This is a genomic window from Robertmurraya massiliosenegalensis JC6 (assembly GCF_000311725.1).
Classification (GTDB): domain Bacteria; phylum Bacillota; class Bacilli; order Bacillales; family Cytobacillaceae; genus Robertmurraya; species Robertmurraya massiliosenegalensis.
Map to the genome: position 1 here is coordinate 361,752 of NZ_HE978514.1, position 22,675 is coordinate 384,426.

At 38.8% G+C, this 22,675-nt stretch carries 20 protein-coding genes and 1 riboswitch; all 20 genes read right to left on the bottom strand.

Annotated features, from left to right (window positions below; translation table 11 throughout):
• Window positions 1-301: 301 nt before the first annotated feature.
• The 20 genes from BMSHG_RS15305 to uxaC all read right to left on the bottom strand — a co-directional run bounded on the left by BMSHG_RS15305 (window position 302) and on the right by uxaC (window position 22,635).
• Entirely contained in the window at window positions 302-922 is a 621-nt protein-coding gene (locus BMSHG_RS15305) for a pyroglutamyl-peptidase I (protein ID WP_019155329.1), read from the bottom strand.
• 17 nt (window positions 923-939) lie between these two features.
• A complete protein-coding gene (locus BMSHG_RS15310; RefSeq protein WP_019155330.1) occupies window positions 940-3,303 on the bottom strand; it encodes a polyprenyl synthetase family protein in 2,364 nt (787 codons plus the stop codon).
• 158 nt (window positions 3,304-3,461) lie between these two features.
• Window positions 3,462-3,971, bottom strand: a complete 510-nt coding sequence (locus BMSHG_RS15315; protein WP_019155331.1) for a hypothetical protein — start codon at window positions 3,969-3,971, stop codon at window positions 3,462-3,464.
• A 49-nt stretch (window positions 3,972-4,020) separates the two neighbouring features.
• Window positions 4,021-4,108, bottom strand: a riboswitch (cyclic di-GMP riboswitch).
• Window positions 4,109-4,223: 115 nt separating this feature from the next.
• A complete protein-coding gene (locus BMSHG_RS15320; protein WP_019155332.1) occupies window positions 4,224-5,699 on the bottom strand; it encodes a protein adenylyltransferase SelO in 1,476 nt (491 codons plus the stop codon).
• 144 nt (window positions 5,700-5,843) lie between these two features.
• Window positions 5,844-7,268 carry a Na+/H+ antiporter NhaC gene (gene nhaC / locus BMSHG_RS15325; RefSeq protein ID WP_019155333.1) on the bottom strand — a complete coding sequence of 475 codons (1,425 nt, stop codon included), beginning with the start codon at window positions 7,266-7,268 and terminating at the stop codon, window positions 5,844-5,846.
• A 795-nt stretch (window positions 7,269-8,063) separates the two neighbouring features.
• Window positions 8,064-8,924: a PhnE/PtxC family ABC transporter permease gene (locus BMSHG_RS15335; RefSeq protein ID WP_019155335.1), complete on the bottom strand. Its 861-nt coding sequence runs from the start codon at window positions 8,922-8,924 to the stop codon at window positions 8,064-8,066.
• Complete coding sequence (locus BMSHG_RS15340) at window positions 8,924-9,709, bottom strand: PhnE/PtxC family ABC transporter permease (RefSeq protein ID WP_019155336.1); 786 nt, start codon at window positions 9,707-9,709, stop codon at window positions 8,924-8,926. The genes BMSHG_RS15335 and BMSHG_RS15340 overlap by 1 nt, the downstream gene beginning before the upstream one ends.
• Window positions 9,699-10,487, bottom strand: a complete 789-nt coding sequence (gene phnC / locus BMSHG_RS15345) for a phosphonate ABC transporter ATP-binding protein (RefSeq protein ID WP_019155337.1) — start codon at window positions 10,485-10,487, stop codon at window positions 9,699-9,701. Before phnC ends, BMSHG_RS15340 begins: the two co-directional genes overlap by 11 nt.
• A 26-nt stretch (window positions 10,488-10,513) precedes the next feature.
• Entirely contained in the window at window positions 10,514-11,548 is a 1,035-nt protein-coding gene (gene phnD, locus BMSHG_RS15350; protein ID WP_019155338.1) for a phosphate/phosphite/phosphonate ABC transporter substrate-binding protein, read from the bottom strand.
• Between the two features lie 259 nt (window positions 11,549-11,807).
• The gene (locus BMSHG_RS15355) at window positions 11,808-12,506 is read right to left on the bottom strand and encodes a phosphonate C-P lyase system protein PhnL (RefSeq protein WP_019155339.1); all 699 of its coding nucleotides are present in this window, start codon (window positions 12,504-12,506) and stop codon (window positions 11,808-11,810) included.
• Between the two features lie 154 nt (window positions 12,507-12,660).
• A complete protein-coding gene (gene phnM / locus BMSHG_RS15360) occupies window positions 12,661-13,839 on the bottom strand; it encodes a phosphonate metabolism protein PhnM (RefSeq protein WP_019155340.1) in 1,179 nt (392 codons plus the stop codon).
• A 35-nt stretch (window positions 13,840-13,874) separates the two neighbouring features.
• A complete protein-coding gene (locus BMSHG_RS15365; protein ID WP_019155341.1) occupies window positions 13,875-14,720 on the bottom strand; it encodes an ATP-binding cassette domain-containing protein in 846 nt (281 codons plus the stop codon).
• Window positions 14,721-15,566 (bottom strand): alpha-D-ribose 1-methylphosphonate 5-phosphate C-P-lyase PhnJ, encoded by an 846-nt coding sequence (locus BMSHG_RS15370; protein WP_019155342.1) that lies wholly within the window; start codon window positions 15,564-15,566, stop codon window positions 14,721-14,723. It abuts the gene before it with no gap.
• Entirely contained in the window at window positions 15,563-16,681 is a 1,119-nt protein-coding gene (locus tag BMSHG_RS15375; protein WP_019155343.1) for a carbon-phosphorus lyase complex subunit PhnI, read from the bottom strand. Before BMSHG_RS15375 ends, BMSHG_RS15370 begins: the two co-directional genes overlap by 4 nt.
• The gene (gene phnH / locus BMSHG_RS15380) at window positions 16,681-17,274 is read right to left on the bottom strand and encodes a phosphonate C-P lyase system protein PhnH (protein ID WP_019155344.1); all 594 of its coding nucleotides are present in this window, start codon (window positions 17,272-17,274) and stop codon (window positions 16,681-16,683) included. The genes BMSHG_RS15375 and phnH overlap by 1 nt, the downstream gene beginning before the upstream one ends.
• Before the next feature lie 13 nt (window positions 17,275-17,287).
• Window positions 17,288-17,713, bottom strand: coding sequence for a phosphonate C-P lyase system protein PhnG (gene phnG / locus BMSHG_RS15385; protein WP_019155345.1), 426 nt, complete (start codon window positions 17,711-17,713; stop codon window positions 17,288-17,290).
• A gap of 151 nt (window positions 17,714-17,864) precedes the next feature.
• Window positions 17,865-19,226, bottom strand: coding sequence for a hypothetical protein (locus BMSHG_RS15390; protein WP_148346949.1), 1,362 nt, complete (start codon window positions 19,224-19,226; stop codon window positions 17,865-17,867).
• Window positions 19,227-19,522: 296 nt separating this feature from the next.
• Window positions 19,523-20,167, bottom strand: coding sequence for a bifunctional 4-hydroxy-2-oxoglutarate aldolase/2-dehydro-3-deoxy-phosphogluconate aldolase (locus tag BMSHG_RS15395; protein WP_019155347.1), 645 nt, complete (start codon window positions 20,165-20,167; stop codon window positions 19,523-19,525).
• Between the two features lie 32 nt (window positions 20,168-20,199).
• Window positions 20,200-21,147 (bottom strand): sugar kinase, encoded by a 948-nt coding sequence (locus BMSHG_RS15400; protein WP_019155348.1) that lies wholly within the window; start codon window positions 21,145-21,147, stop codon window positions 20,200-20,202.
• Between the two features lie 93 nt (window positions 21,148-21,240).
• Window positions 21,241-22,635 carry a glucuronate isomerase gene (gene uxaC, locus BMSHG_RS15405; protein WP_235776397.1) on the bottom strand — a complete coding sequence of 465 codons (1,395 nt, stop codon included), beginning with the start codon at window positions 22,633-22,635 and terminating at the stop codon, window positions 21,241-21,243.
• Window positions 22,636-22,675 lie beyond the last annotated feature (40 nt).

The window sequence follows — 22,675 nt, forward strand, 5'->3', positions numbered from 1 at the left end:
GTAGGAACGCGAAGCGCAATTTTTTGGTGTACTGGAAGGGGGGCCCCCCCTTCCAGTACACCAAAAAACAAATCAGCTGCTTAACATTGTTTTGATTAGGAATGAATTTACACATAATAATGGGCTTGACTGGAATAGCAGGAATTTTTCCTGTTATTTGGGCTTTTTTTCATGATGCTTGCTCATTAAGCGGAATTTTTCCTGTTATTTTTTCATGCCGATACGCCAACTGTTTATATACGAACATGTTATCCACAAGTCGAGGGAATTTATAAATTCCTGCTAAAGCGTAAAAAAAACGCTAGGAAATTCCTAACGTTTTTGATAAAACCTTTATGCAAGTAATCATTCCTCTTTTTAAATCATCGTGAGACCAACTTGGAATCCTTCCATGCTGGAGCGCTAATTCATGGGAAGCGGGCATATGGATAAAACCTGAAGGCATGTGGGTTTGATGAGTCTTTGCATAATGTAATCCTTGGTACATCACATGATTACAAAGATAAGTACCTGCTGTGTTCGAGATTTCAGCTGGTAATCCCACTTCTTTTAACCGATTGACCATATCCCTAATTGGCAATGTCGACATATAAGCATCTTGCCCTTCAGCTTGAATCACTTCATCTTCCAACACATTTCCACTATTATCTGATTCCCCATCATTTACATTAATGGCAATCCGTTCGGGTGTAAGCTTGTAACGACCAGCTGCTAACCCTAATGAGATAAGGGCATCTGGTTTCACTTTATCAATCTGTTCGAGAAGGTTCTCTCCCGCCTTCCGGAAATCGACTGGAAGTACTTCGCTATGAATTTTGTAGTTTCCCACAACTTGTCCATGCAATTCCTCCACAATGCGCATTGTTGGATTGATCGTATAACTTAAAAATGGTTCAAACCCTGTAAGTAAAAGTGTTTTCATCTACTCTTGCCCCTTCATTAGTAATCTCGATTGACAATATAATTCATGAAATGCTTTAGAAAAGATATATTTCGTGGCATGCTCTCCAATACTTCCATCGCTAGACAATAGTGTTCCCACATTGCTTTTCTGGCCTCTGATATACCAAGTACAGTTACAAAAGTGGCATTGTCATTCGCAACGTCTTTTCCTATTCCTTTTCCTAGTATGCTTGAGTCTCCTTCCACATCAAGAAGGTCATCTTTAATTTGAAAGGCAATTCCCGCATGAGCAGCAAACTTTTTCAATGCCAAAATTTCCTCTTCATCAACGTTAGCTAATATAGCAGGCATCACAAGAGATGCTTCAAATGCCAGTCCTGTTTTATAGAGGCATAAAGTATTTAATTGTTCCATCGAAAGTTTTTTCCCTTTCGATTCCAAATCCATCGCCTGTCCATTGCACATGCTTGCCGTCATTTCTGAAGCATAGCGAATTAATTTTAACACTGTATTAGAATCAAATTGTTCTAATAATGATTGTTCCACAATCGCTTTTTGTGTTAAAAATAGACCTGTTAGTTCTGCGATTGCCACGTTGTATACTTCATGTAGGGTTGCTCTGCCTCTACGCATAGGGGCATTATCTTGAGCAGGTAAATCATCAAAGATCAATGATGCCGTATGCATGTACTCTAATGATTTTAAGAGTGGCATAAGCGCTGATTCCTTTAATCCATATTCTTTTACACCAATAAACCAGGCCATCACTGGTCTCAGTCTTTTTCCATCTCCTATTAAACTATAATTCGCTGCTTCATGTATCGGTTCCTCTGTTAATGACTGATCCGGTATCGATAAAGTTTGATTCAGACGTTCCCTGATTTCCTCAATCGTTGTTTGGAATTCGTCCTGTTCCTGTCGTTCTGTTCTTAACGATTTGATCGTTTCATCTCGTAGCAACTTATCAAAAAAATCGACATCATCTGCACGTCGAACCATTTTTTGAATCAAACGATTGAACTCACGGTGGGACGAAGAAAATAGCTTCATGACCTCGTCATACTTTGTTGACCCTATTCTTTCTTTAAATCGCTTTAAACTATTAATTGCTCGATCAAGAATGACTTCGCGTGTCTTCTCATCAGAATCGTATACATCGTGAATTAAGTAGGAGATAACCGTCCAATACAATTCAAACGGGTTAACTAAGTCAGGGCGAATATGATGATATTTCATATAATAGGTGTATGGTGTGACAGAACCTGCCTCCCAATCGTCAAACATATCTGAGAAATCATCTGCCAATTGATTATAGATCCCATAGTAAAAGGTCCGTTCGTCAAATCCTTCATCAAAAGTCGCACTGAGAACCGTGCGGACAATTAATCTCGACGAAGAAGATTTTAATATAATCGGGATAAACAGCTCCTCGTTCGTGTAGTTCGCATTATGTATATCTTTATTTCGATCGACTTCTTGAGATTGAAAAAATACATATGATTGCTCGAAAAAGTAGTCAACCATCTCTTTCTTTTGATAATCCTTTATAGACTCATATGCATCTCGAAGTTCAGAATGAATATATCGCATCAACGGCTCGGTTTTACTCGTCCATTTCCCTAGTTCTGGGACAGAACCAGTGATTAACGTCGTTCGGATCATATGAGAATATTGTTTCTTCTCACTTGGGGTGAGGACATGGGAATCGAGCAGATCATCGATAAAAGGATAAGTTAAACCGTAGGCATATCCCATTTTAAGTGCCTGGCTCAGTCTTTTTGTTCGTTCATTGGCAGGGATAAAGTCTTCCATATCGTCTATTTCATGCATCAAGACACCAGCAATAATCTTTAATAATTTACGTTGGGCATGCTCTGCATCCATCCCCTCAGGTAGATGGGTAGAAACATCCTTCAGCTTTTCAATTAGCCAAATAACCGTTAATTCTACCTTTTCTTTTTGTGCCCATCTGTATAAGCCTTTCATACTAAAAAGTACTTCCTCGTCTTTTTCATCCCGAGTTAAACGCTCTTTTACATGCTTGACCGTGTGTTGAATCTTTTCCTTCGTTTCTGGTGAATTGAGCGACTTTCCTAAATCACGCATATAAAGATAGGAAATACTCCGATCCAGATAGGCATCTAACTTTCCTGTTTCATTAAGCCATTTTATATAAGGGTTGTACTCCCCGGTAACATCCTTCTTTTTATCCTTTGCTAAAAAAGCAAGGAATGGATTATGACGAATATGATTTTGTTTCCATGTTCTGAAATCAATCATTAATGTAGAAACATAGGACTTTTGTTGAACTCGTTCAAGCAGTAACCGGAAATAGAGTGCTCCTCTATCCTCAGCCTTTCGATAGGATTGTTCTGCCTTCATACGTAACTCTTCTCTCATAAATGATGTAACCTCTACTTTTTTAAATTTCCTATGTTATCTTATTGCTTCACTATTTTAAAAATAACATCTTTTCAACCATATCGTAAATGAAATTAACTTTTTTAGATGATAAAAATAGACCAGCAACTAAATGCTGGTCTAGCTATCATATCCCATTATTCTACCGGAGTTGCTGGAGTTGTTGTAAAGTACTCATCAAATTTAGCATTAAGGGCGTCCTTAGCAGCCTGAATCTCTGCGTTTGCTGCATCCGTTAACTGTCCATTCAATGTAGAGATTTCTGAACCAGCTTGCGTAGTTGCTTCATCTTTTAAAGCACCTACATACGTCGTTACTTCTGAGTTAATACGAGCTTTTTCTGAATCTGCATGACTCGTAATAGATGATTGAATATCTGACTTAGCTTTTTCTAAAACAGGATCTAGCTCACCTACAGCAGTCTGTTTAGCTGAAGAACCTGTTGCTGTTACTTCTGCACTCTTGCTATTAAATAAACCAGTAGCAAACGCCGTAATCTTTGCCATTAAATCTGGATATGCTGCTCCGAGTGCTACTGTTCCGCCAACAAATATAGAAAAACCAAGAGCGATAGTAGCTACTTTTTTCTTCAAGCTACTTTTCTTTGGTTGTGAGAATTTTTCTTTTCTTGATGAAGTAATTTCCATCTTCATTTCCCCTTTTTTTGAGATATTTTAATCCCCACTTTAGGTCCAAAGTGGCAACTAGCTAGCATAGTGAATTTTCCACCTTAGCCCTTATAGTTTTGCGTCCCTGCTTTTCAACAGGTTTGCCTATACGTATTTAATCATGAATAATCCCGAAGTTACACAAGCAAATTTTGGCTAAAAATAAAAAAAGCTCGCTACCCCATTTGTAGCAAAGCTTTCAATCCATATAACAGTTTTTCCCAGAAGCATTTAAGTGCCGCAATAAGTTCGATAAGGTGCGCCAGACGGTTCTGGTACTGTGCAATATGCTTCATGTTCCGGTGTGTGTTCATACGGTTTTTCTAACACTTTTAAAAACTTGTTCATCAGTGTAAAATCACCTTGTTCCTCAGCAGCTTTCAACGCTTCTTCAACTCGATGATTTCGAGGAATAACGACGGGATTACTTCTTTTCATTAGTTGGATGGCAGAACCTTTTGATTCCTCTTGGCGCTCAAGCCGTCCTTGCCACCCTTCATACCATTTTGTAAATTCCTCTTTCCCAAATAATACCGTTTCTTCTGGCTTCTCATTTGTTAAGTAACGAAATGTATTGGTAAAATCAGCTTTATGTTTTTGCATCATCCCAAGTAAAGTATCAATTAGTGATTCATCATCCTCTTCTTCGTTAAAGAGGCCTAATTTAGCCCTCATTCCCGTTCCCCAATACTTTTGAAATAGCTTGGAATATCTGGAAATTTCATGCTGAGCAATGCTGACCGCTTCATCCGGATCTTCGTGAAGAAGGGGAATTAAAGATTCAGCGAACCTCGCCAGATTCCATCCACCAATATAGGGTTGGTTTCCATAGGCATAACGTCCTTCCCGATCAATCGAACTAAACACAGTTGTTGGATCATATGCATCCATAAAGGCACATGGTCCATAATCAATCGTCTCACCACTGATCGTCATATTATCTGTATTCATGACTCCATGGATAAAACCGACTAGTTGCCACTTGGCAATTAGCTTCGCCTGACGCTTTATTGTTTCCTGAAGAAGAGACAGATAAGGCGTTTTTTCCAGATCAATATTTGGATAATGGCGTTGTATCGTGTAATCAGCTAAAGTACGTAGCTCCTCAAGACTGCCCCACGCTGCAACAAATTGGAACGTTCCAACCCGAATATGACTCGACGCTACCCGCGTTAAAATCGCACCAGGCAAATTCTTTTCCCGCAAAATGCTTTCCCCCGTTGCCACAACAGCAAGACTGCGAGTTGTTGGAATTCCCAATCCATGCATCGCCTCACTTATGATGTACTCTCGAAGCATCGGTCCTAGTGCCGCTCTTCCATCACCGCCACGAGAATAAGGTGTTCGTCCTGATCCTTTTAACTGAATATCTACACGTTCTCCGCTTGGAATAAGTTGTTCTCCAAGTAACACAGCTCGACCGTCCCCAAGCCGATTAAAATGACCGAATTGATGGCCAGCATAGGCTTGCGCTAAAGGCTCTGCTCCTTCTGGAATCTCATTTCCTGCAAAAATGGCCGCACCTTCTTCACTACTTAACCTAGCAGGATCAAGTCCTAGCTTTTCTGCCAACGAATCATTGAACACTATGATTTCAGGCGAGCTAACCGGAACAGGCTGTGTTCTTGTAAAGGTTAGTTCAGGTAAACGAGCATAGCTATTATCAAAATTCCACCCTGCATCTTTTATCTCTTTTCCTTTGTTCATCGCTTCTCCTTTACTTCAATACGTCTTACATTTAGATTACCCAAAATGGAGCCATTATGCTATTCGTTTGCTTTACTTTGCTCTATATTCACATTAAATACGTAGAAAACCCCTAAACATTTTGTTTAGGAGTTTTCAAATATATTATGCACTGATTTCGTTTGTTTGCAGACCACCGTGCTTTTCATCGACATCATTTTCCGCCATCGTAAATCCAGTAATACCATAGATTAAACTAAAAATTGGTGTGATCATAGCGAGAAAACAGAATGGGATATAAACAAATGGTGAGACACCTAATGCTGCAGCTGTAAAGAGCCCACTTGCCGTCCAAGGAATTAATGAGCAACTTTGGGTAGCAGAATCCTCAATAATCCTAGAGAGATTCTCTGGTTTCAAATTAAATTTTTCATAGATCGGTTTCATCAATGTCCCCGTCATGACTGCTCCAAATGAGAAGGCTCCGCCAATTCCCATCGTAAAGTAGGAGATAATAATGGTCACAAACACCAGCATGCCTTTGCTTTTGATACGACTCGTGACCGAGACAATAATGGTTTCAAGCACACCTGATTTTTGCAGCAAGCCTCCCAACCCGAGTGCAAATAAGAATAGAGCAATTAACGGCAGCATACTCGTTAGACCGCCCCTTTGTAAAAGGGTGTTTACGACTTCTATCCCTGATTCAACTACATATCCATCATATAAAACGGCCAAAATCCCATTCATATTTGCCCCTTGGTAAAGGAGTGCCACTACGGCTCCAGCGATTGAACCGATAAAAATGGAAGTAATGGCTGGTTGTTTGGAAATTAATAATCCGAAGAGAATGAGCACAGGTATGATCGGAATGAGACCTAGGTTAAAGTTCTCTGCTAAATAACCTGTCAATGCTGAAACTTCAGTTGAATTCGCTACTTGATTTCCATATTGGAATCCCATCACGGTAAAAATAATCGCAGTGATGATATAGGCTGGAACTGTTGTCCATAACATATGTTTGATATGGTCCATTAAATCAGCACCAACAACGGCTGCTGATAGGTTTGTACTGTCTGACAAAGGAGACATTTTATCTCCAAAATAGGCTCCACTAATGACAGCACCTGCTGTCATGCCTACTGGAATACCCAAACTATGGCCGACGCCCATCATCGCAATTCCGGCCGTTCCTAATGTGGCCCATGATGAGCCTGTCGCAAGTGAGACGATTGAACAGAAAAGAAGGGTTGTGACTAAAAAGAATTGAGGGGAAATGGATTGAATTCCGTAATAAATAATTGTCGGAACCGTTCCAGAAATAATCCAAGAGCCAATTAATACTCCGACACCTAAAAGGATCATCGAAGGCTGTAATGCTTTTTTCATGGAAGCGAATATCTCTTCCTCCACGGTTTCATATTTATACCCTAACCTGAGTACAAACGGAATAACCGTTAATATAGCAATAAATAACATCATCTGAATGGAAGCTGCAAAGGCAATCATCCCGACTGCAATAATCGTAACTACCATTAATAAAATAAAAATTGAATAACCAATTGAAGGTTTTTTTATATCATATTGCATCAAAACACTCCTTTTTAATTTACACTGGTTTTGTAACCAATCATTTTTCGAAAAATATTCGGAAGAAGGTGCTATTACGACCTTCTATCTAGAACTTTTTGCTTCCCCGTTATAATTTTTGAGGAAAATAGGTAATTAAATGTACCCGTTCTTATTGAAAAGAAACATGATTGACAACAATGATCCTTTTTTTAAAATAGAAAAGGTATTGTGAGAGATTTCCGCGGGAAATCGAAAGGATACTTTCGAGGTAGCTACCAATGGTTTAATTTTCGAAATATACTGATATTTTATCAAATTATTCTACTTTTATAAAATCGGCTCTGCTCCAATCATGTACGATATCTATGTATATAAACGTTTGAGAGTACCTATATCTAACTCGTTCTTATATTTTGGGTAGATATCCTCCATAATGCTCCCAAATCCTCGGTGATCAAGATATTCACTGTTAGATGTACTTACCATATCGATTTGGATTGCTACACACTGGAAATAAAGAGCATATGCTCGTAAATGCGGCTATTTTTCCAACTATGGCTGCTCAAACTAAAGCTCTAAAGAGTGCAATTGCGGGTGATTTCGGCGTTATTGGTAGGGTTTTTTGATTTATTGCGGGGGTTTTTCCATTTATTGCGGGTAAATCAGTGAGAATTGCGGGGGTTTAACACATTATTGCGGATCTCAATCGTAAGAGCCGTATATCCGGCTTCAGTAGCTTGATATTGTTGAATCATACTTTTTATATACTAAAAAAACTCGATCCCTTCTGATAAGAGGATCGAGTAATCATATTTATCCATTCACTTTAAGTTTCTTTTTTAACTGTGTTGCAAATACTTCTAATAAAATGGCCACAGCTAAAATAAAGAAGGTGATCGTTCCAATTTCCCGAATATCTAAGTAAAAGTTACTTGCCATGAACATATCAAAACCAATTCCACCTGCACCTGCAGCAGCTCCCATTGCGACAGCAACAGCAAAATTGATTTCAAAACGTAAGAATGTCCAAGAAATCATATAAGTGAGAGACGAAGGTATGACTGCTTGAAAAATGATTTGCCAAAAATTTGCTCCACTTGCTTGTAAAGCCTCAATAACTCCCTTGTCCAATTCCTCAAAAGACTCTGAGTAGGCTTTTACTAAATAACTAACAGAGTGAAACGTCATTCCGATGACGGCAGCGACACTTCCAAGTCCAGCTGCAACAGCAAATATTAACACCCAAAGAACGGTTGGAACTGCTCTGATAAAGGCAACCGCTCCTTTAATAACGACAGACACTTTCTTAGAAGTTAAATTTTCAGCTGCCAGTAAGCCAAGAAAAACCGCTATAATAGCACCGAATAATGTGGTTAAGAACGCCAGTCCTAGTGTAACAAAAACTTGCTGGAAGGCATGTGCAAAGGTGAAATGGTTAAAATGTGGTTCAAAAAACATTGCTTTTAAGTTCGCAAATGTCGCAAACATGGCCTCAGCAAAATCAAGTTCTTTATAGTCAAAATTAAAAAAGGCAAACACCGTTAAAAACAGTAACGCAAACAGGGTGATGCGGATAACAATGGTTGATTTCGTCAACGACTTTAGTTTGATTCGTTTCATCGATTTTGACTTGAGTAGCTGCTCTCCTGTAACGACTTGCTCATTCACTTCCATTATAAAATCACCCTCCTTACGTAATTAGATATGGATTCAATGAAGAGAATGGCGATGATAATGGTGACGACGACAAGCGAGGCTATATCGTAATTTAAACTCTTATAATATAAATTGAAGGTAAAGCCAATCCCCGAACCAGTTAGGAGTCCTATTAATGTCGCACTTCGTATATTCGTCTCAATCATAAAAAGGATCCAGCTAATCATCTGAGGAACACTTGATGGAATTACAGATTGAGAAATAATCGTGAAGTAACTTGCACCCGTTGCTCTTAATGCTTCAACTGAGCCACTGCTTGCCTCATCAATCGTCTCTACAAAGGCTCTCGTCAAAAAGCCAAATGAACCGAAGAATAGAGCAAAATACCCGGTTAAAGAGCTTTGCCCAAAAGAGAAGAGCAAAATCATTGCCCAAGCCGCAACATCAATATTACGAAAAACCGTGGCAATTCCACGACTTATACTTCCGAAAAAGGCATTTACACGAGTCGTATTGGAGCCCATCACGGCAAAAAACAAAGCAAATATTGCTCCAATCGTCGTGGCAGCAATCGATACTAGCAATGTTTCCATCAAACTTTTTAAAATGGCAGGAAGCCTTGATAACGATTCCTGTGTTGGATAAAAATTACCTAAAGCCCATGTGACTGCTCGCGGCAGTGATTCAAAGCCTTTAACCACGTTATACTCTGTAATAACAATTGCACCGAACGTGATCACACTTAGAATAAGAAGGAACCCGAGCGAATTTCGTCTCTTTTTGGCAAAAAAATCAGCTTGCATGGATGCCTCCTATGTCAAAAATTAGATCTTCAGCTTCCGACCCGTAAATGCGCTGAATATCCTCTTTTGTAATATCTTGCGGGCTTCCGTTAAAGACGACCTGACCTTGATTAATGCCGATGATTTTATCTGAGTACTTTAAGGCCACATCTACTTGATGCAGATTGACGATAACCGTGATTCCCATTGTTGTAGAAATCATACGAAGATGATCCATGATCGTTTTCGCTGAGCTCGGATCTAATGAGGCAATCGGCTCATCACACAATAACATCCGTGGATTTTGAATAAGAGCTCGGGCAATTCCGACTCGTTGCTTTTGTCCACCACTTAATTGGTCTGCACGCTTGTAAATATGCTCGTCTAATCCAAGCATTGATAAAATATGAACGGCCTGCTCCTTCTCTTTCTGGTTATAAATACCGAGAACTCCAGCAATCGTTGATTTTTTTCCTAAAATCCCGTGTAGCGTATTTTCAATCACACTTAATCGATTGACTAAATTATAGTGTTGAAAAATCATCCCAATTCTTGTCCGTGCCATTTTCAGCTCTTTCTTCTTTAAACTCATCACATTCATGTTATCGAAGTTGATTTCCCCGCTTGATGCATCAATCATACGATTGATGCAACGAAGGAGAGTTGATTTCCCCGCTCCAGATGGACCGATGATTGATACAAACTCTCCTTCATTGACGGAGAAGCTAACATCTGATAACGCCTGCGTCTCATTTCCAAATTGTTTGGATACATGATTGACTTCTAAAAGGGGTGTCATCGGTTAACTCTCCTTATTAAAGATGATTATTTTGAAAGCTCACGAATCGGGTCGAACCACGAATCCTCTACTTCTACTAAACGCTCGTCAGCTGTTTTGCTAAATAATCCTGAGAACTCAGAATCCTCTGGAACGAATACTTTTTCATTATTGACAATATCATCAGATGTCATGACTTCTAGAAGTTGTTTTTGCAAGTCTTCCCCAATGTTCTCTGTGTTAATAACAAATGGAGCGTTCAATACTGGTGTTACAGAGATAAGAATGAATTCTTTACCCGTTACTGTGTTAAACGGCTCAGCAGCATCATCTTTTACTCGATAAATTGCACCTGGACGATTTTCTTCACCTTCAACAAGTTCCACATAGTTGTTTACACAAGTATCACAGAAAGCAGCGACATCAACTTTTCCAGATAAAAGATTAACGGCAGAACCTTGGTGAGACCCACCGTATAATACTTCAGTAAAGAATTTGTCTGAGCCGCCTTCTAATAAATCCTCAGCAACTAAATCACTAAACTCTGATTTTTCACTAAAATAATCAACAATTCCTGTTGAAGGTACTTTGAATCCTGATGTTGAACTATTCGAAACGAACGAAAATTTCTTTCCTTGAATATTATCGATAGCGAAGTTGTCGCCATCTTTATATTGATCTGCGTTATCCTTTTCTACTGCTAACCAGCTATAATATACTGCGTCATCTAATGTACCAGAAGCACCCGTTGGAACTACTAGTGGTTGAACCTTATCATTTTTGTTATTAGCCTCTATGTAACCTTGAGCTCCTAAGAAAGCCATATCTGCATTTCCATTGGCAACTGCTTCAATTGCCACAATATAATCGGTTGTTGTTTGGTGCTTAACTGTTTTCCCTGTCTTCTCTTCAATAACTTTACCAATTTCATCACGCGCTTCAGTTAAATCAGCTCCAGATTCGTTTGGAAGCCAAGCAATGGTTATTTCGTCTTTATCCGCTCCTCCTGAATTTGTTGAGGAAGAACAGCCTGCAACGAATAGTACGACTAAAGATAGTAATAACAAGATCGATTTCTTCATTATAAATCTCCTCACCTTTTAATTTATTACCCTTTATTACTATATCTAGTAAATATCAATCTACTATTAATGCAATATTTAGAATTGTTAAGAGTTAGTAAACTTAAAAGTGACAGGGTCAGATCATCGCCGTATAAATTTGAACTGCCCTTATTTCGATAAAGGAAATTTACGGTGCAAGGGAGAGCGCTTGCGCTTTGCTTGGCAACGGCTCTTCGCTAGATTATTCTCAAAAAAGCAAAATAAGAGATATGCTTTCCTACATTGAAAAGACTCCGTTTTGCATATTGTACTCTCGGTCACATAGATTGTTCATAAACTCGAGATCATGGAAAATACCGAGCATTGTCGTACCTTCATTCATTAACTGTTCAATAAGTTGCTTTACCTTTAACTTTGAATCATGGTCCAGACTTGCCGTTGGTTCATCCAATAATAGCAGGCGTGGTTTTTTGACCATTGCTCTAGCAATATTCAACCTCAATTTTTCTCCACCAGAAAAAGTTGTCGGGTAGCTATCCCATAATTCTTCAGCAAGTTCAAAATGAGAGAGAATTTTTTCAGTCTCTTCCTCAGCAAGTTTCTCATTTTCATTCATTTCTAGTATTGCGTGCGTGACAAGTTGCCTTGCAGTCGTTCTTGGCATCACATTTAAAAATTGAGAAACATACCCTATTTCATGCTTCCGCAAATAAAGCATTTGCCGCTCTGAAGCACTAGCTAAATTGAGCCGTCCAAACTTTTTCGAATGATACCAAATGCAACCTTCCTGGATTCGATAAGTACCATAAATACATTTTAAAATGGTTGACTTCCCACTGCCGCTTTTTCCCGTAATTCCAACAAATTCTCCTTCATTTAAGGCAATATCCACATCGCTAACCGCCCGTATATGTTTACCAAGATTATGAAGTTCGAATGATTTCGATAAACCTTGAATTTCTAAAATAGGCTCCATCTACTCACCTGCTTTCACATTGATAGTTTTTTTCGTAACGATCCAATCATTTTTTATGTCTGCACGGCATATTTTGCAGACACCCTTCTTGATTTTTTTGAATTTATCAGCTAAGGATTAAAAAGTAACAATGTCTACGAAAAGAACCTTCATATTAAATTCGATAATTGGTTTTTTGAATTAGCTTTCCATCGACAAAGACACTTGTAATAACAGGGAAACCCCCGGCAATTTTCTCAATGATTAATAGATCCGCTTTTTTCCCTTCACACACTGAACCGATGTCATGGTCCATTTTTACTGCTTTCGCAGGATTAATCGTGACTAGTCTAATCATATCTGCCAATTTCATTCCATATTTATCTACTAAAGAGAAGATAGAATGGAGCATCGCGGCTGGATAATAATCACTACACAGGATATCGATCGCTTCCTCCTGTATCGCTTCAGCAGCGCCGAGATTTCCGCTATGCGATCCCCCAAGAAGGACATTTGGAGCTCCAGCAATCGTATACATCCCAAGCTCCTTAGCATGTTTTGCCACCTCTAGGGTAATCGGAAATTCGCTGATCGTTGTGCCAAAGCTATGAACGAGATCGATTTTTTCAATCGTATCATCATCATGTGAGGCAACTGCAATCTGATGCTGGTGTGCCAGCTCTGCAATCTCTTTAATATCTTCAATCGAAAGTTTTTCTTTTGTTTGATGGTTGCGAATCAGGACATCAATCGATGAATCACTAAGATTGTTATAGCTCTTCACCGTTTTCCGATATATTTCAAGATGACGATATTGACCTTGTCCTGGGGTATGATCCATAAATGACACTAAGTGAACCTTTTTATCAGTAATATAGCGTTTTAAATTCTCGATCTCTTCCACATTATCAATCTCAAATCTTGCATGAAAACGATGACGAACTAAGTGCTTCGTATGGTGACTCTGATCGATTAAATCGATAAATTTGCGTACATTTCCTGGTTCACGAATGGGCTTATAGTCATACTCACTTCCTTTAAAAAGTGAAAGAGAATGAAACATTGTTGTAATCCCATGTGTAATCAGTTCCTTTTCTGATTCTCTTAAACTCAAATCAAAATTCATCAACGAAGTTGGACGAGGAGCTGCCATATGTTCAATATAGTCCGAATGGATATCAATAAAACCTGGGGAAACATAGCCACCATCGGCATCGATGACTTCCATCCCTTCTTGAAATTTAATTTCTCCTCTTGGAGCTATCTTTTTGATCCGATCTTCTTCTATTAATAAATCATATCCATAAAGAACTGTATCTTCGGTGATCAATCTACCGTTAGTTATGACGTACAAAATGTTTCCTCCTAAACAACTGAATTTAGATAAAGCTATAGCAAGGAATGTACCAATTGCTGTGTATATGGATGCTGTGGATCTTCCAGAATCTGATCCGTCAGGCCTTGCTCGATCACCTTTCCTTCTAGCATCACCAGCGTGCGGTCAGCGAGCATTCGAATCACGCCTAAATCATGAGAAACGAGTACAATGCTGATGCCAAGTTCTCGTTGCAAACTTTTTATTAAATCAAGCACACTTGCTTGCACAGAGAGATCAAGACCTGTTGTGACTTCATCCAATAAAAGTAAGGGTGGATGATTGGATAGGGCCTTCGCAATTTGAACGCGCTGTTGCATACCACCGGAAAAATTCTTCGGTACTTCTTTTCTACGATGGACAGGAATATGAACTTTATTTAATAGCTCAGTTCCTCTACTCTCCATCATGCCCACATGGTTATTCCCTGCAGCAATTAATTTCTCTGCGATATTGCCAATCGAGGAAAAATTCATTCGTAAACCCAGTAACGGATTTTGATAAACTTTTCCCATAATATGATTTCGAATGTAGCGCTGTTGCTGGGAAGATTCTTGAAATAAATTTTTCTTTCCATTTTGATAATCACTCACATAAGCTTCCCCACTTGTCACGTCTTGGTCGAAATAAAGGCATTGCATTAACGTCGATTTCCCACTGCCGCTTTCGCCGACTATTCCAAGAACTTCCCCTGGAAAAACGTCAAAGGAAACATTCCGACAAGCATAGACCGTTCCACAAACTGGACAATAATTCTTGATAAGGCTTGATGATTCTCCACCGCGACAATGAGAACAGCCTGGACCATATTGCTTATTTAAGTTCTTTACTGCTAAAACTGGAACTTCAAATTCAGTCATTTATTTCACTCCAACGGAATTTAATTTTTCGAGACAATAGCTCGTATCATTGCATTGGTAAACTGTTTCATCCGTTAATTCATCAACAAGCTCATCTAAAAATACACCTGTCTGCCCACATAAGCGGCAATGTTTACCCTCAAACGTTTCCACCTGAAATGGATAATCCTCAAAATCTAGTGAGACTACTTTTGTAAAAGGTGGAACCGCATATACTTTTTTTTCCCGTCCTGCTCCAAGCAATATGAGAGCTTCACTTTCATTCATTTTGGAATTATCAAAGCGAGGAATCGGACTAGGTGCCATCACATAACGATCATGAACGAGAACGGGATGATCAGCCCCTGTTGTCATACTTCCATACTTCATAATCTGCTCGAATAACATCAGCCAGGCTCCACTATACTCTTTTTCCGCATGAAGCTTCTTTGTTTCGGTTTCACTTGACTCATAATAGCGAAGTGGTTCTGGTATCGGTACTTGCAACACAAGTATTTGCTCTTTCGTTAACGGTACTTCCGGGATTCTGTGCCTTGATTGAATGATCGTCGCCTCAGATGTGTAGTCTGTTACTTCTACTCCTGTCGTATTAGATACGAGCTTTTTAATATTGACCGCGTTCACCGACTCATCTGAACCTTGATCGATTACCTTTAGTACATCTTTTTTACCGATTAAAGAGAGTGTAAGTTGGAGGCCGCCTGTCCCCCATCCTCTACCAATCGGCATTTCTCTTGAGGCAAACGGAACTTGATAGCCAGGAATGGCGATTGCTTTAAGAGTCGCTCTTCGTATCTCACGTTTTGAACCTTCATCAAAAAAAGCGAAGTTATAGGCAGTATTCATCCGTTTTTCACCTCTTCTCTTTGCTTTTTTTTCGTCTTCCGTACACTGTCCAATTTCGATTGGAAGGTAACGTAATGAGGCATTTTTAAGTGTGAAATGAAACCTGTAGATTCGACGGAATCAATATGATAGAGGACAAACTCCTCATTATGACTCGGATAATCCGGATTTGGATGTTCAAGGCAATTGTCCAAAATCCCCATCGCAATTGCTTTTGTCTCATTTTGACCAAAGCAAAGACCATAACCGATTTCAAATTCCATCTCTTTTTTTCCTAATTCCTTTTCAATGGTGATCGGCATAAGCATTTCCACTTCTGTCACCTTGACATCACCAAGATAGTAATCATCTTCTTTACCATTTGCTGGAGCGGTTGGAGAAGAAATCGTTATAGGCAATTTGCCGACTCGGAGCTCTCCAACGGTTGGATGGAGATTGCCGTATCCACGGATGACCGCATAAGCCAACGAAGTGACCGCCCCTGTTTGCCCTCTCGTTAAAACCTGTAGTCTTTGACTTCTAGTCGAAGGAAACTCCAAACTCTCTCTCGTCACATCATCTGGCTCTTCGTCATTATTCTCGCATGGTGAAATCAGGCCTTCTTTTCGCAAGTAATCGAGCACTTTTGGTAAGGTTAGGTCTCCAGATGACACTTGCCCTGATTTTTCGTACAAATAATCGTCTAACCACTCTTGGACACTATTATCTGTTTCAGACATTAATTGAAAGTCGAGTAATCGGTGTGTGTAATCGGTTGTTGCTCCAAGGATTTGTCCACCTGGTATATCCTTAAAGCTTGCGGAAATACGACGCTCCACCTTCATATCATGTGATTCAATTACACTTGAATAATGCTTTCTCGGAACGGTCGAACGGAATGCCCTTAATAAAAAGACCGCTTCTTCTGGATTTCCTTCTGCTTGTTTAATCGCTAAAGCGGCAAGCGATTCGTCAAAAAGACTACTTTCAGACATCACTTGATCAATAAGCCCCCGCATGCCCGCTTGTATTTTTTCCACTTCAATCGTTTGTCCTTGTTGCACTCTTTCATATTTCAGACGCTTTATCGATTCTTCAATCGCAAGCGTTCCCCCTTTAACCGCTACATATCCCATTAATCCATCACCCTATTAACCGAAATTTGTGTTGTACGTGGCAATGATAAAAGCTGATGTTTTTGATCAATAAACATCAGATCGACTCCAAGTGGAAATTCCTGGTTTTTCATTTGACGATACTCTACCCACTTTCTTTTCGTCTCCACATGGACATACTCTTCAAACTGAATGCCAGGACCCTCTAACTTCAAGGTCGAAGCATTTGTGATTTCATCCGTTTCAACAAAAATCGTTGCTGAATCATGTGGGTTTTTTAAAGTTCCAGGCTTCGCCTTTTCAATTGCTTCCTTAAGCGCCGCTTCTTCGGCATCCTTTAAGACAAAAATATAATCTGCTTCCTCCATTTCAACAGGCTTCGCATATGTGTATTGATTCATCAATTTAGAAATGGCTGCTTCATTTTTTGAAAGTACTTTAAACGTGACTTCTTGATCAAATAAGGTAAAGGCTAACAAAAAGAATGGCTTCGCCTCATTTTCCTCAATCAAGTCTGCTTCCTTTGACAAATCTGCTAATTGTCCAGGTCTTGCCATTGAATTAACAATCTTTCGATACACTGTTTGAATATCGTGAACCATATCTAGCTTCACTTATTATTCCTCCTCATGAAACATCCATCGTTTCAAATTGAACCTTTGTTTTCAAGACAGACTGTTCTTCTAATCTTCTAGACTGCACAATTTGATTTTCTTCATTTTCTAATAGCTCTATCCAAGCGTACGTTTCTATTAGATTTGCTTCAAAGGCAGCGTCAATGATCGCCAATTTATAGGCAAAATCAAGATGGTCACCAATGACGATCCCCATCCCTATCGCTCCTTCTACCTGAACCTTACATTCCGTCACAAAAACTTCCCCTGGATAAAACAAGGTTTTCTTAGAGGTTTCACGTACTTTCATCATCACTAAACCATGGTCTGGTTCCTGAATGACCTTCACCTCATAGTTGTCACTAATAGTGTTTGCCAATTGTTCTACTAAAGTTCGAGAGCCATTGATTAAGATTTCCGTTCTTCTTCTTCTTTTCATCTAAGGGCCTCCGTGTATGTATTTGTTTTACAACTCTAATCTATCTTGTTGCCAAGTGAGTGAACGTTAAAGAATCGTGAAGTTTGTTTGGGTTTTGTAAAGAGGATGCAAAAAAAGCCACCATAATTGGTGACTTTTCATCTGAGTAAAATTATAGAAAAAACAAGGCTAGAATGGTTCCAGCACTACCAAATAAAAGGGCAAAAAATAAATTCCATAGTGATACAAAATATGGATTTGTTTTCAGCATCGAACCCGTTAAAGAAACGCTCAAATTATATGGTCCAGCTACAGCCGTCGATAAGCTTGACATAATTAAAACAAAACCGATGCTAATTGGTGAAATAGTTGCCATAAGCGGCTTTAAGATTTCACCTAGTATACTGAAAGTAACCAATGGGTGGAAGCCGACCATAGCGAACAGTAAAAAAATCACTTGAATCATGACAAAAAGAAGAATAGGATATTCTGCTGCTAGTAAAAACGGATGTTGCATATATGAAAAAATCGATGTTTCTTTTAGCATCGTAATAAAAAATCCTGCACTTAAAAACAAAAAGAAATAGTTTTGTAGTTTACTTGTGCTTCTTTGCCAACTTTTTACACTATAACTCAAATATGCCCTAAATCGTTTTATCAATAGGGACCAAGCGATCGAAAAAGGGATAATGACGAGTGTGACTGATGTAATAAAACCGATATTGGTCCCGTTTCGGAACAAATTGACGCTTGTAATAAAGAGAGCTAAAGCAAAAATCATGATCGCCATTTTTTTATAATTATACATTGATAATGGCTCATGGCCACTATCTCCTTTTTCATATAAGTATTTCTTGTATTTTAAGCCTGTTAACCAATCCAATAATAAGAGTAAAAATGAAAGCAATAAGAGCCATGGGAGGTAGGTCGTATACCCAACACCTGTCACGTCAACCGTCATCGCAACTAGTAACTCCATTGGACTCCAAATTAAACAAAGACTATACCCTCTTAAAACGGACTGACTAATCAATTTGTTTTTTACGCGGCTACTGACATTGCTTAAATTTCTTAATAAGGAGTTGATTAATAGTGGCAATGTAGCCAAATTTAGAAACGATCCCACTAAAAAAGAAGACAAAGAACCACGATTGTACACTTGACCGAGATGATGAATATTTGCTTTCAATAATTTATTTACATTGTGTTCATACTTCCCAACTTTAATAATACTTGTGATAAAAGGAAGAACGATGATCAATCCTAATAGGTCTAACATGGAGAGCATTTTAGTAGGAATCGTCAAGAAAGATTCGTCTGTTATGATGATAATTGCTATCCCAATCAATAAAAAAATGCTGCCCGTATATTTAATAAATTTATCCGTTCTATGAAAAGATATCCCGATACACATAATGGCTAGTATTCCGATAACGTACGTTAGTACATTATTTTGGAGAAATAAGTTAACTAGGTTTAACGCAATCACAAAACTAAAAAGGGAAATCACCAAGGATGAATATGTAGAATTCACCTTTATTTTCACTTTGTCTAACCTCGATTCAAACGTATATTTAATGGTATGAGCTTTATGGAGTAATGTCCCGTTCATTATTATCGATTAATCGCCGGAATGGGTATCGGAGCAGGGCGTGAATCCAAATCGCGACTGGAATTCGGACTCTATTTTGCTTTTCTTCTTCGTTCCAGTCCGAATAGAACTTGTAATCGGACTTCTTTCTACGCTACACCCTTGCTCATGTCCGAATCAAAATAAGACTCCATTTTCTAGATATAGCGAAAGGGCGCATTATGCGCCCCTAATTTTTATCACTTTGATTCTCTAGCCCGTTTTACTTCTTCAACAAACTGACTTGCTTTTAATGTAACTTTTTTACAGTATTCCTCATTAATATCTTGTTTCATATCAACAAGTGTACTACCAGCGCCAGCAGCCACAGCACCTGCACGGATATACTCTCCAACATTGGAAACATCAATTCCACCAGTTGGCATTAATGGGATATGCGGAAGTGGTCCTCGCATATCCTTAAAGAAACGGGGTCCTAGTAAATTAGCAGGGAATACTTTGATTAAGTCAGCTCCGTTTTCATAAGCAGTTAAAATTTCTGTTGGTGTAAACGCACCAGGAACACTCACGACACCGTATCTTTTTGTCATCTTAATGGTCTCAACATTAACGACCGGTGAAAAAACAAATTTTGCCCCAGCCATGATCGATGCTCTTGCCGTCTCTGGATCTAGGACGGTTCCAACACCTACGATTACCTCGTCTTTTAACTCATCAGCAACCATCTCGACTAATGATAAGATTTTGGGAGTTTCCACTGTTAATTCAAGTGCTTTAACGCCGCCAGCGCTCAATGCTCTTGCAACTGGAATGATATTATCCTTATTAGCTCCACGAATAACTGCAACAATTCCACTATCTTTAATCTGATCAATAAGATTCATAGTACCTCCACCAAGCCTTTTTTTCAAAAATATTATCGGTTAATATCGTCTCCAGTTGAATGGAAAAAACGGAACAACTCATCTCGATCTGGTAAACTTTCAAAGTCACCTTCTACTTGTGTCGCAATCGCTCCGACTGCATTTCCACGTTCAACAACCTTTTCAAGTTCCATGCCATCGAGTAATCCTGAAATAATTCCAGCAGCAAAACCATCGCCAGCACCAACTGGATCAATGACTGTTTTGACTGGAAAACCATGGACGAGCTTTACTTCATCTTTTGTACCATAATATGCACCCTTTGCTCCTACTTTTAGGATGACAACGGTAGCACCTTGATTTAAAAAGAGCTGACAAAGCTTATTAGGATCCTCTTCACCGAACATAAATTTCCCTTCATCAACACCAGGAAGAACAATGTCTGCTAAACCAGACAGTTCAAGTAACACTCTTCTTGCTTCTTCTTCCGACCATAGTTTTTTTCGAAGATTAGGATCAAAGATTATCTTTACCCCATGTTCTTTTGCGATATGGATGGCACGCAAAACGGCTTCGTAACAGCTTTTACTTAATGCGGGCGTTATACCTGTGAGATGCAAAAACTTCGCCCTTTTTATATAATCTGGATTTATATCCTTTAGAGAAAGATGACTCGCTGCCGAGTTTTTTCTATAATATTGCACACGTACATCCCCGCCATGACGAATCTCTTTAAAATAGATTCCAGTAGAGGCATTCTCATCATATTTCACCTGAGATACATCGACACCTTCTCCACGGATAAATGAAAGTAATGATTTCCCGAATTCATCGTCTCCAACCTTACTAATCCAACCAACATCATGTCCTAAACGTGTTAAACCAATCGCCACATTGGTTTCGGCACCACCAAATTTTCGCGAATACGTATGAGCATATCTCATTAGCGGAGAGGTAGGAGTGAAGACAACCATTGATTCTCCTATCGTTACAACGTCCATCATCATTCCTCCGAACATGTATTTATTCTTTCACGAGGTTAACGACAAAGATGGGATACTCCTATTCAGTCAACCTTGCGTCATGCTTTCATTTTAAACGGTGGAAACTTCCATGTAATTTTTAATATTGTTGTAGCAAATATTTTCAATCATGTTACCCAAGTAATCAAAGTCGGCTGGGTATTCACCATTTTCGACCCAGTTTCCAATCACATTACAGAGGATTCTTCTAAAATACTCATGTCTCGGATAGGAAAGAAAGCTTCTCGAATCAGTGACCATTCCTACAAATCTTGAAAGAACTCCTAAATTGGCAAGTGCTTTGATTTGCTCTTCCATCCCGTCTCGATTATCGTTAAACCACCATGCTGTACCAAATTGGATTTTGCCTGGAATATCGGCTTGAAAATTCCCAACCATTGAACCAATCATATAATTATCACGAGGATTTAAATTGTAAATAATTGTTTTTGGTAAAGATGAATCCTTTTCCAACTCATCTAAAAGTGCAGAAAGTTCTTCCCCATAAGTGAAGTCAGCGATGGAGTCAAATCCAGTATTCCGACCCACTGAATTTAACATTTTCGTATTGTTATTTCTTAAGCCACCAATATGGAGCTGCATAGCCCAACCATGCTCTTTATACATTTTTCCTAAATGGATTAGAATTTCTGTTTTTAACTTGACGATTTCTTCATGCGAAAGCTCAGACCCTGTTAATCTTTTTTGAAAGATTTCTTGCACCTCAGTTTCTGTCCCTTTTAAAAAGAATGAAGCATCTAATCCATGATCCGATAATCGACCACCGACTTCATGAAAAAAACGAACACGTTCTTTTAATGCATTTAAAAAGCTTCCAAAGTTATCAATAGTAATTCCAGTAAGGGTTTGAAGCTTTTCAACCCAATCTGTAAAACTATCTAACTCAACATTCAAGGCACCATCAGGACGAAAAGTAGGCAATACCTCAACATCAAAGTTCGGATCATTTTTTAATTGTTGATGATATTCTAAACTATCTAGCGGATCATCGGTTGTACACAACGCTTTAACATTGAATTTATTTAAGAGCTCCCGTGCGGAAAATGACTCTAGCTCAATAACAGCATTACTCTTTTCCCAAATCTTTTCTGCTGTTTTTTCATTAAGAATATCAAACAAATCAAAGCATCTTTGAAGCTCTAGATGAGTCCAGTGATAGAGTGGATTTCCGATACAATGAGGGATCGTTTCTGCCCATCTTTTAAATTTTTCCTTATCTGATTTACTGCCAGTGATATACTCTTCATTGATTCCATTCGCTCGAAGTGCTCTCCATTTGTAATGGTCCCCGTCAAGCCACACATCTGTAATATTTCTAAATCTCTTATTTTCAGCGATTTCTTGTGCTGATAAGTGACAGTGATAATCATAAATAGGCATATCCTTCGCATATTCATGAAATAATTTTTTTGCGCTTTTTGTTTCTAATAAAAAATCTTCATCCATAAAGGCCTTCAAAAAAATCTACCTCCTACAAGCTGTGCTA

Excerpts from the sequence above, each read along its gene's own strand:
- BMSHG_RS15305 (WP_019155329.1), bottom strand. The coding sequence starts at position 922 with ATGAAAACACTTTTACTTACAGGGTTTGAACCATTTTTAAGTTATACG.
- BMSHG_RS15310 (WP_019155330.1), bottom strand. The coding sequence starts at position 3,303 with ATGAGAGAAGAGTTACGTATGAAGGCAGAACAATCCTATCGAAAGGCT.
- BMSHG_RS15315 (WP_019155331.1), bottom strand. The coding sequence starts at position 3,971 with ATGGAAATTACTTCATCAAGAAAAGAAAAATTCTCACAACCAAAGAAA.
- BMSHG_RS15320 (WP_019155332.1), bottom strand. The coding sequence starts at position 5,699 with ATGAACAAAGGAAAAGAGATAAAAGATGCAGGGTGGAATTTTGATAAT.
- nhaC (WP_019155333.1), bottom strand. The coding sequence starts at position 7,268 with ATGCAATATGATATAAAAAAACCTTCAATTGGTTATTCAATTTTTATT.
- BMSHG_RS15335 (WP_019155335.1), bottom strand. The coding sequence starts at position 8,924 with ATGGAAGTGAATGAGCAAGTCGTTACAGGAGAGCAGCTACTCAAGTCA.
- BMSHG_RS15340 (WP_019155336.1), bottom strand. The coding sequence starts at position 9,709 with ATGCAAGCTGATTTTTTTGCCAAAAAGAGACGAAATTCGCTCGGGTTC.
- phnC (WP_019155337.1), bottom strand. The coding sequence starts at position 10,487 with ATGACACCCCTTTTAGAAGTCAATCATGTATCCAAACAATTTGGAAAT.
- phnD (WP_019155338.1), bottom strand. The coding sequence starts at position 11,548 with ATGAAGAAATCGATCTTGTTATTACTATCTTTAGTCGTACTATTCGTT.
- BMSHG_RS15355 (WP_019155339.1), bottom strand. The coding sequence starts at position 12,506 with ATGGAGCCTATTTTAGAAATTCAAGGTTTATCGAAATCATTCGAACTT.
- BMSHG_RS15365 (WP_019155341.1), bottom strand. The coding sequence starts at position 14,720 with ATGACTGAATTTGAAGTTCCAGTTTTAGCAGTAAAGAACTTAAATAAG.
- BMSHG_RS15370 (WP_019155342.1), bottom strand. The coding sequence starts at position 15,566 with ATGAATACTGCCTATAACTTCGCTTTTTTTGATGAAGGTTCAAAACGT.
- BMSHG_RS15375 (WP_019155343.1), bottom strand. The coding sequence starts at position 16,681 with ATGGGATATGTAGCGGTTAAAGGGGGAACGCTTGCGATTGAAGAATCG.
- phnG (WP_019155345.1), bottom strand. The coding sequence starts at position 17,713 with ATGAAAAGAAGAAGAAGAACGGAAATCTTAATCAATGGCTCTCGAACT.
- BMSHG_RS15395 (WP_019155347.1), bottom strand. The coding sequence starts at position 20,167 with ATGAATCTTATTGATCAGATTAAAGATAGTGGAATTGTTGCAGTTATT.
- BMSHG_RS15400 (WP_019155348.1), bottom strand. The coding sequence starts at position 21,147 with ATGGACGTTGTAACGATAGGAGAATCAATGGTTGTCTTCACTCCTACC.
- uxaC (WP_235776397.1), bottom strand. The coding sequence starts at position 22,635 with ATGGATGAAGATTTTTTATTAGAAACAAAAAGCGCAAAAAAATTATTT.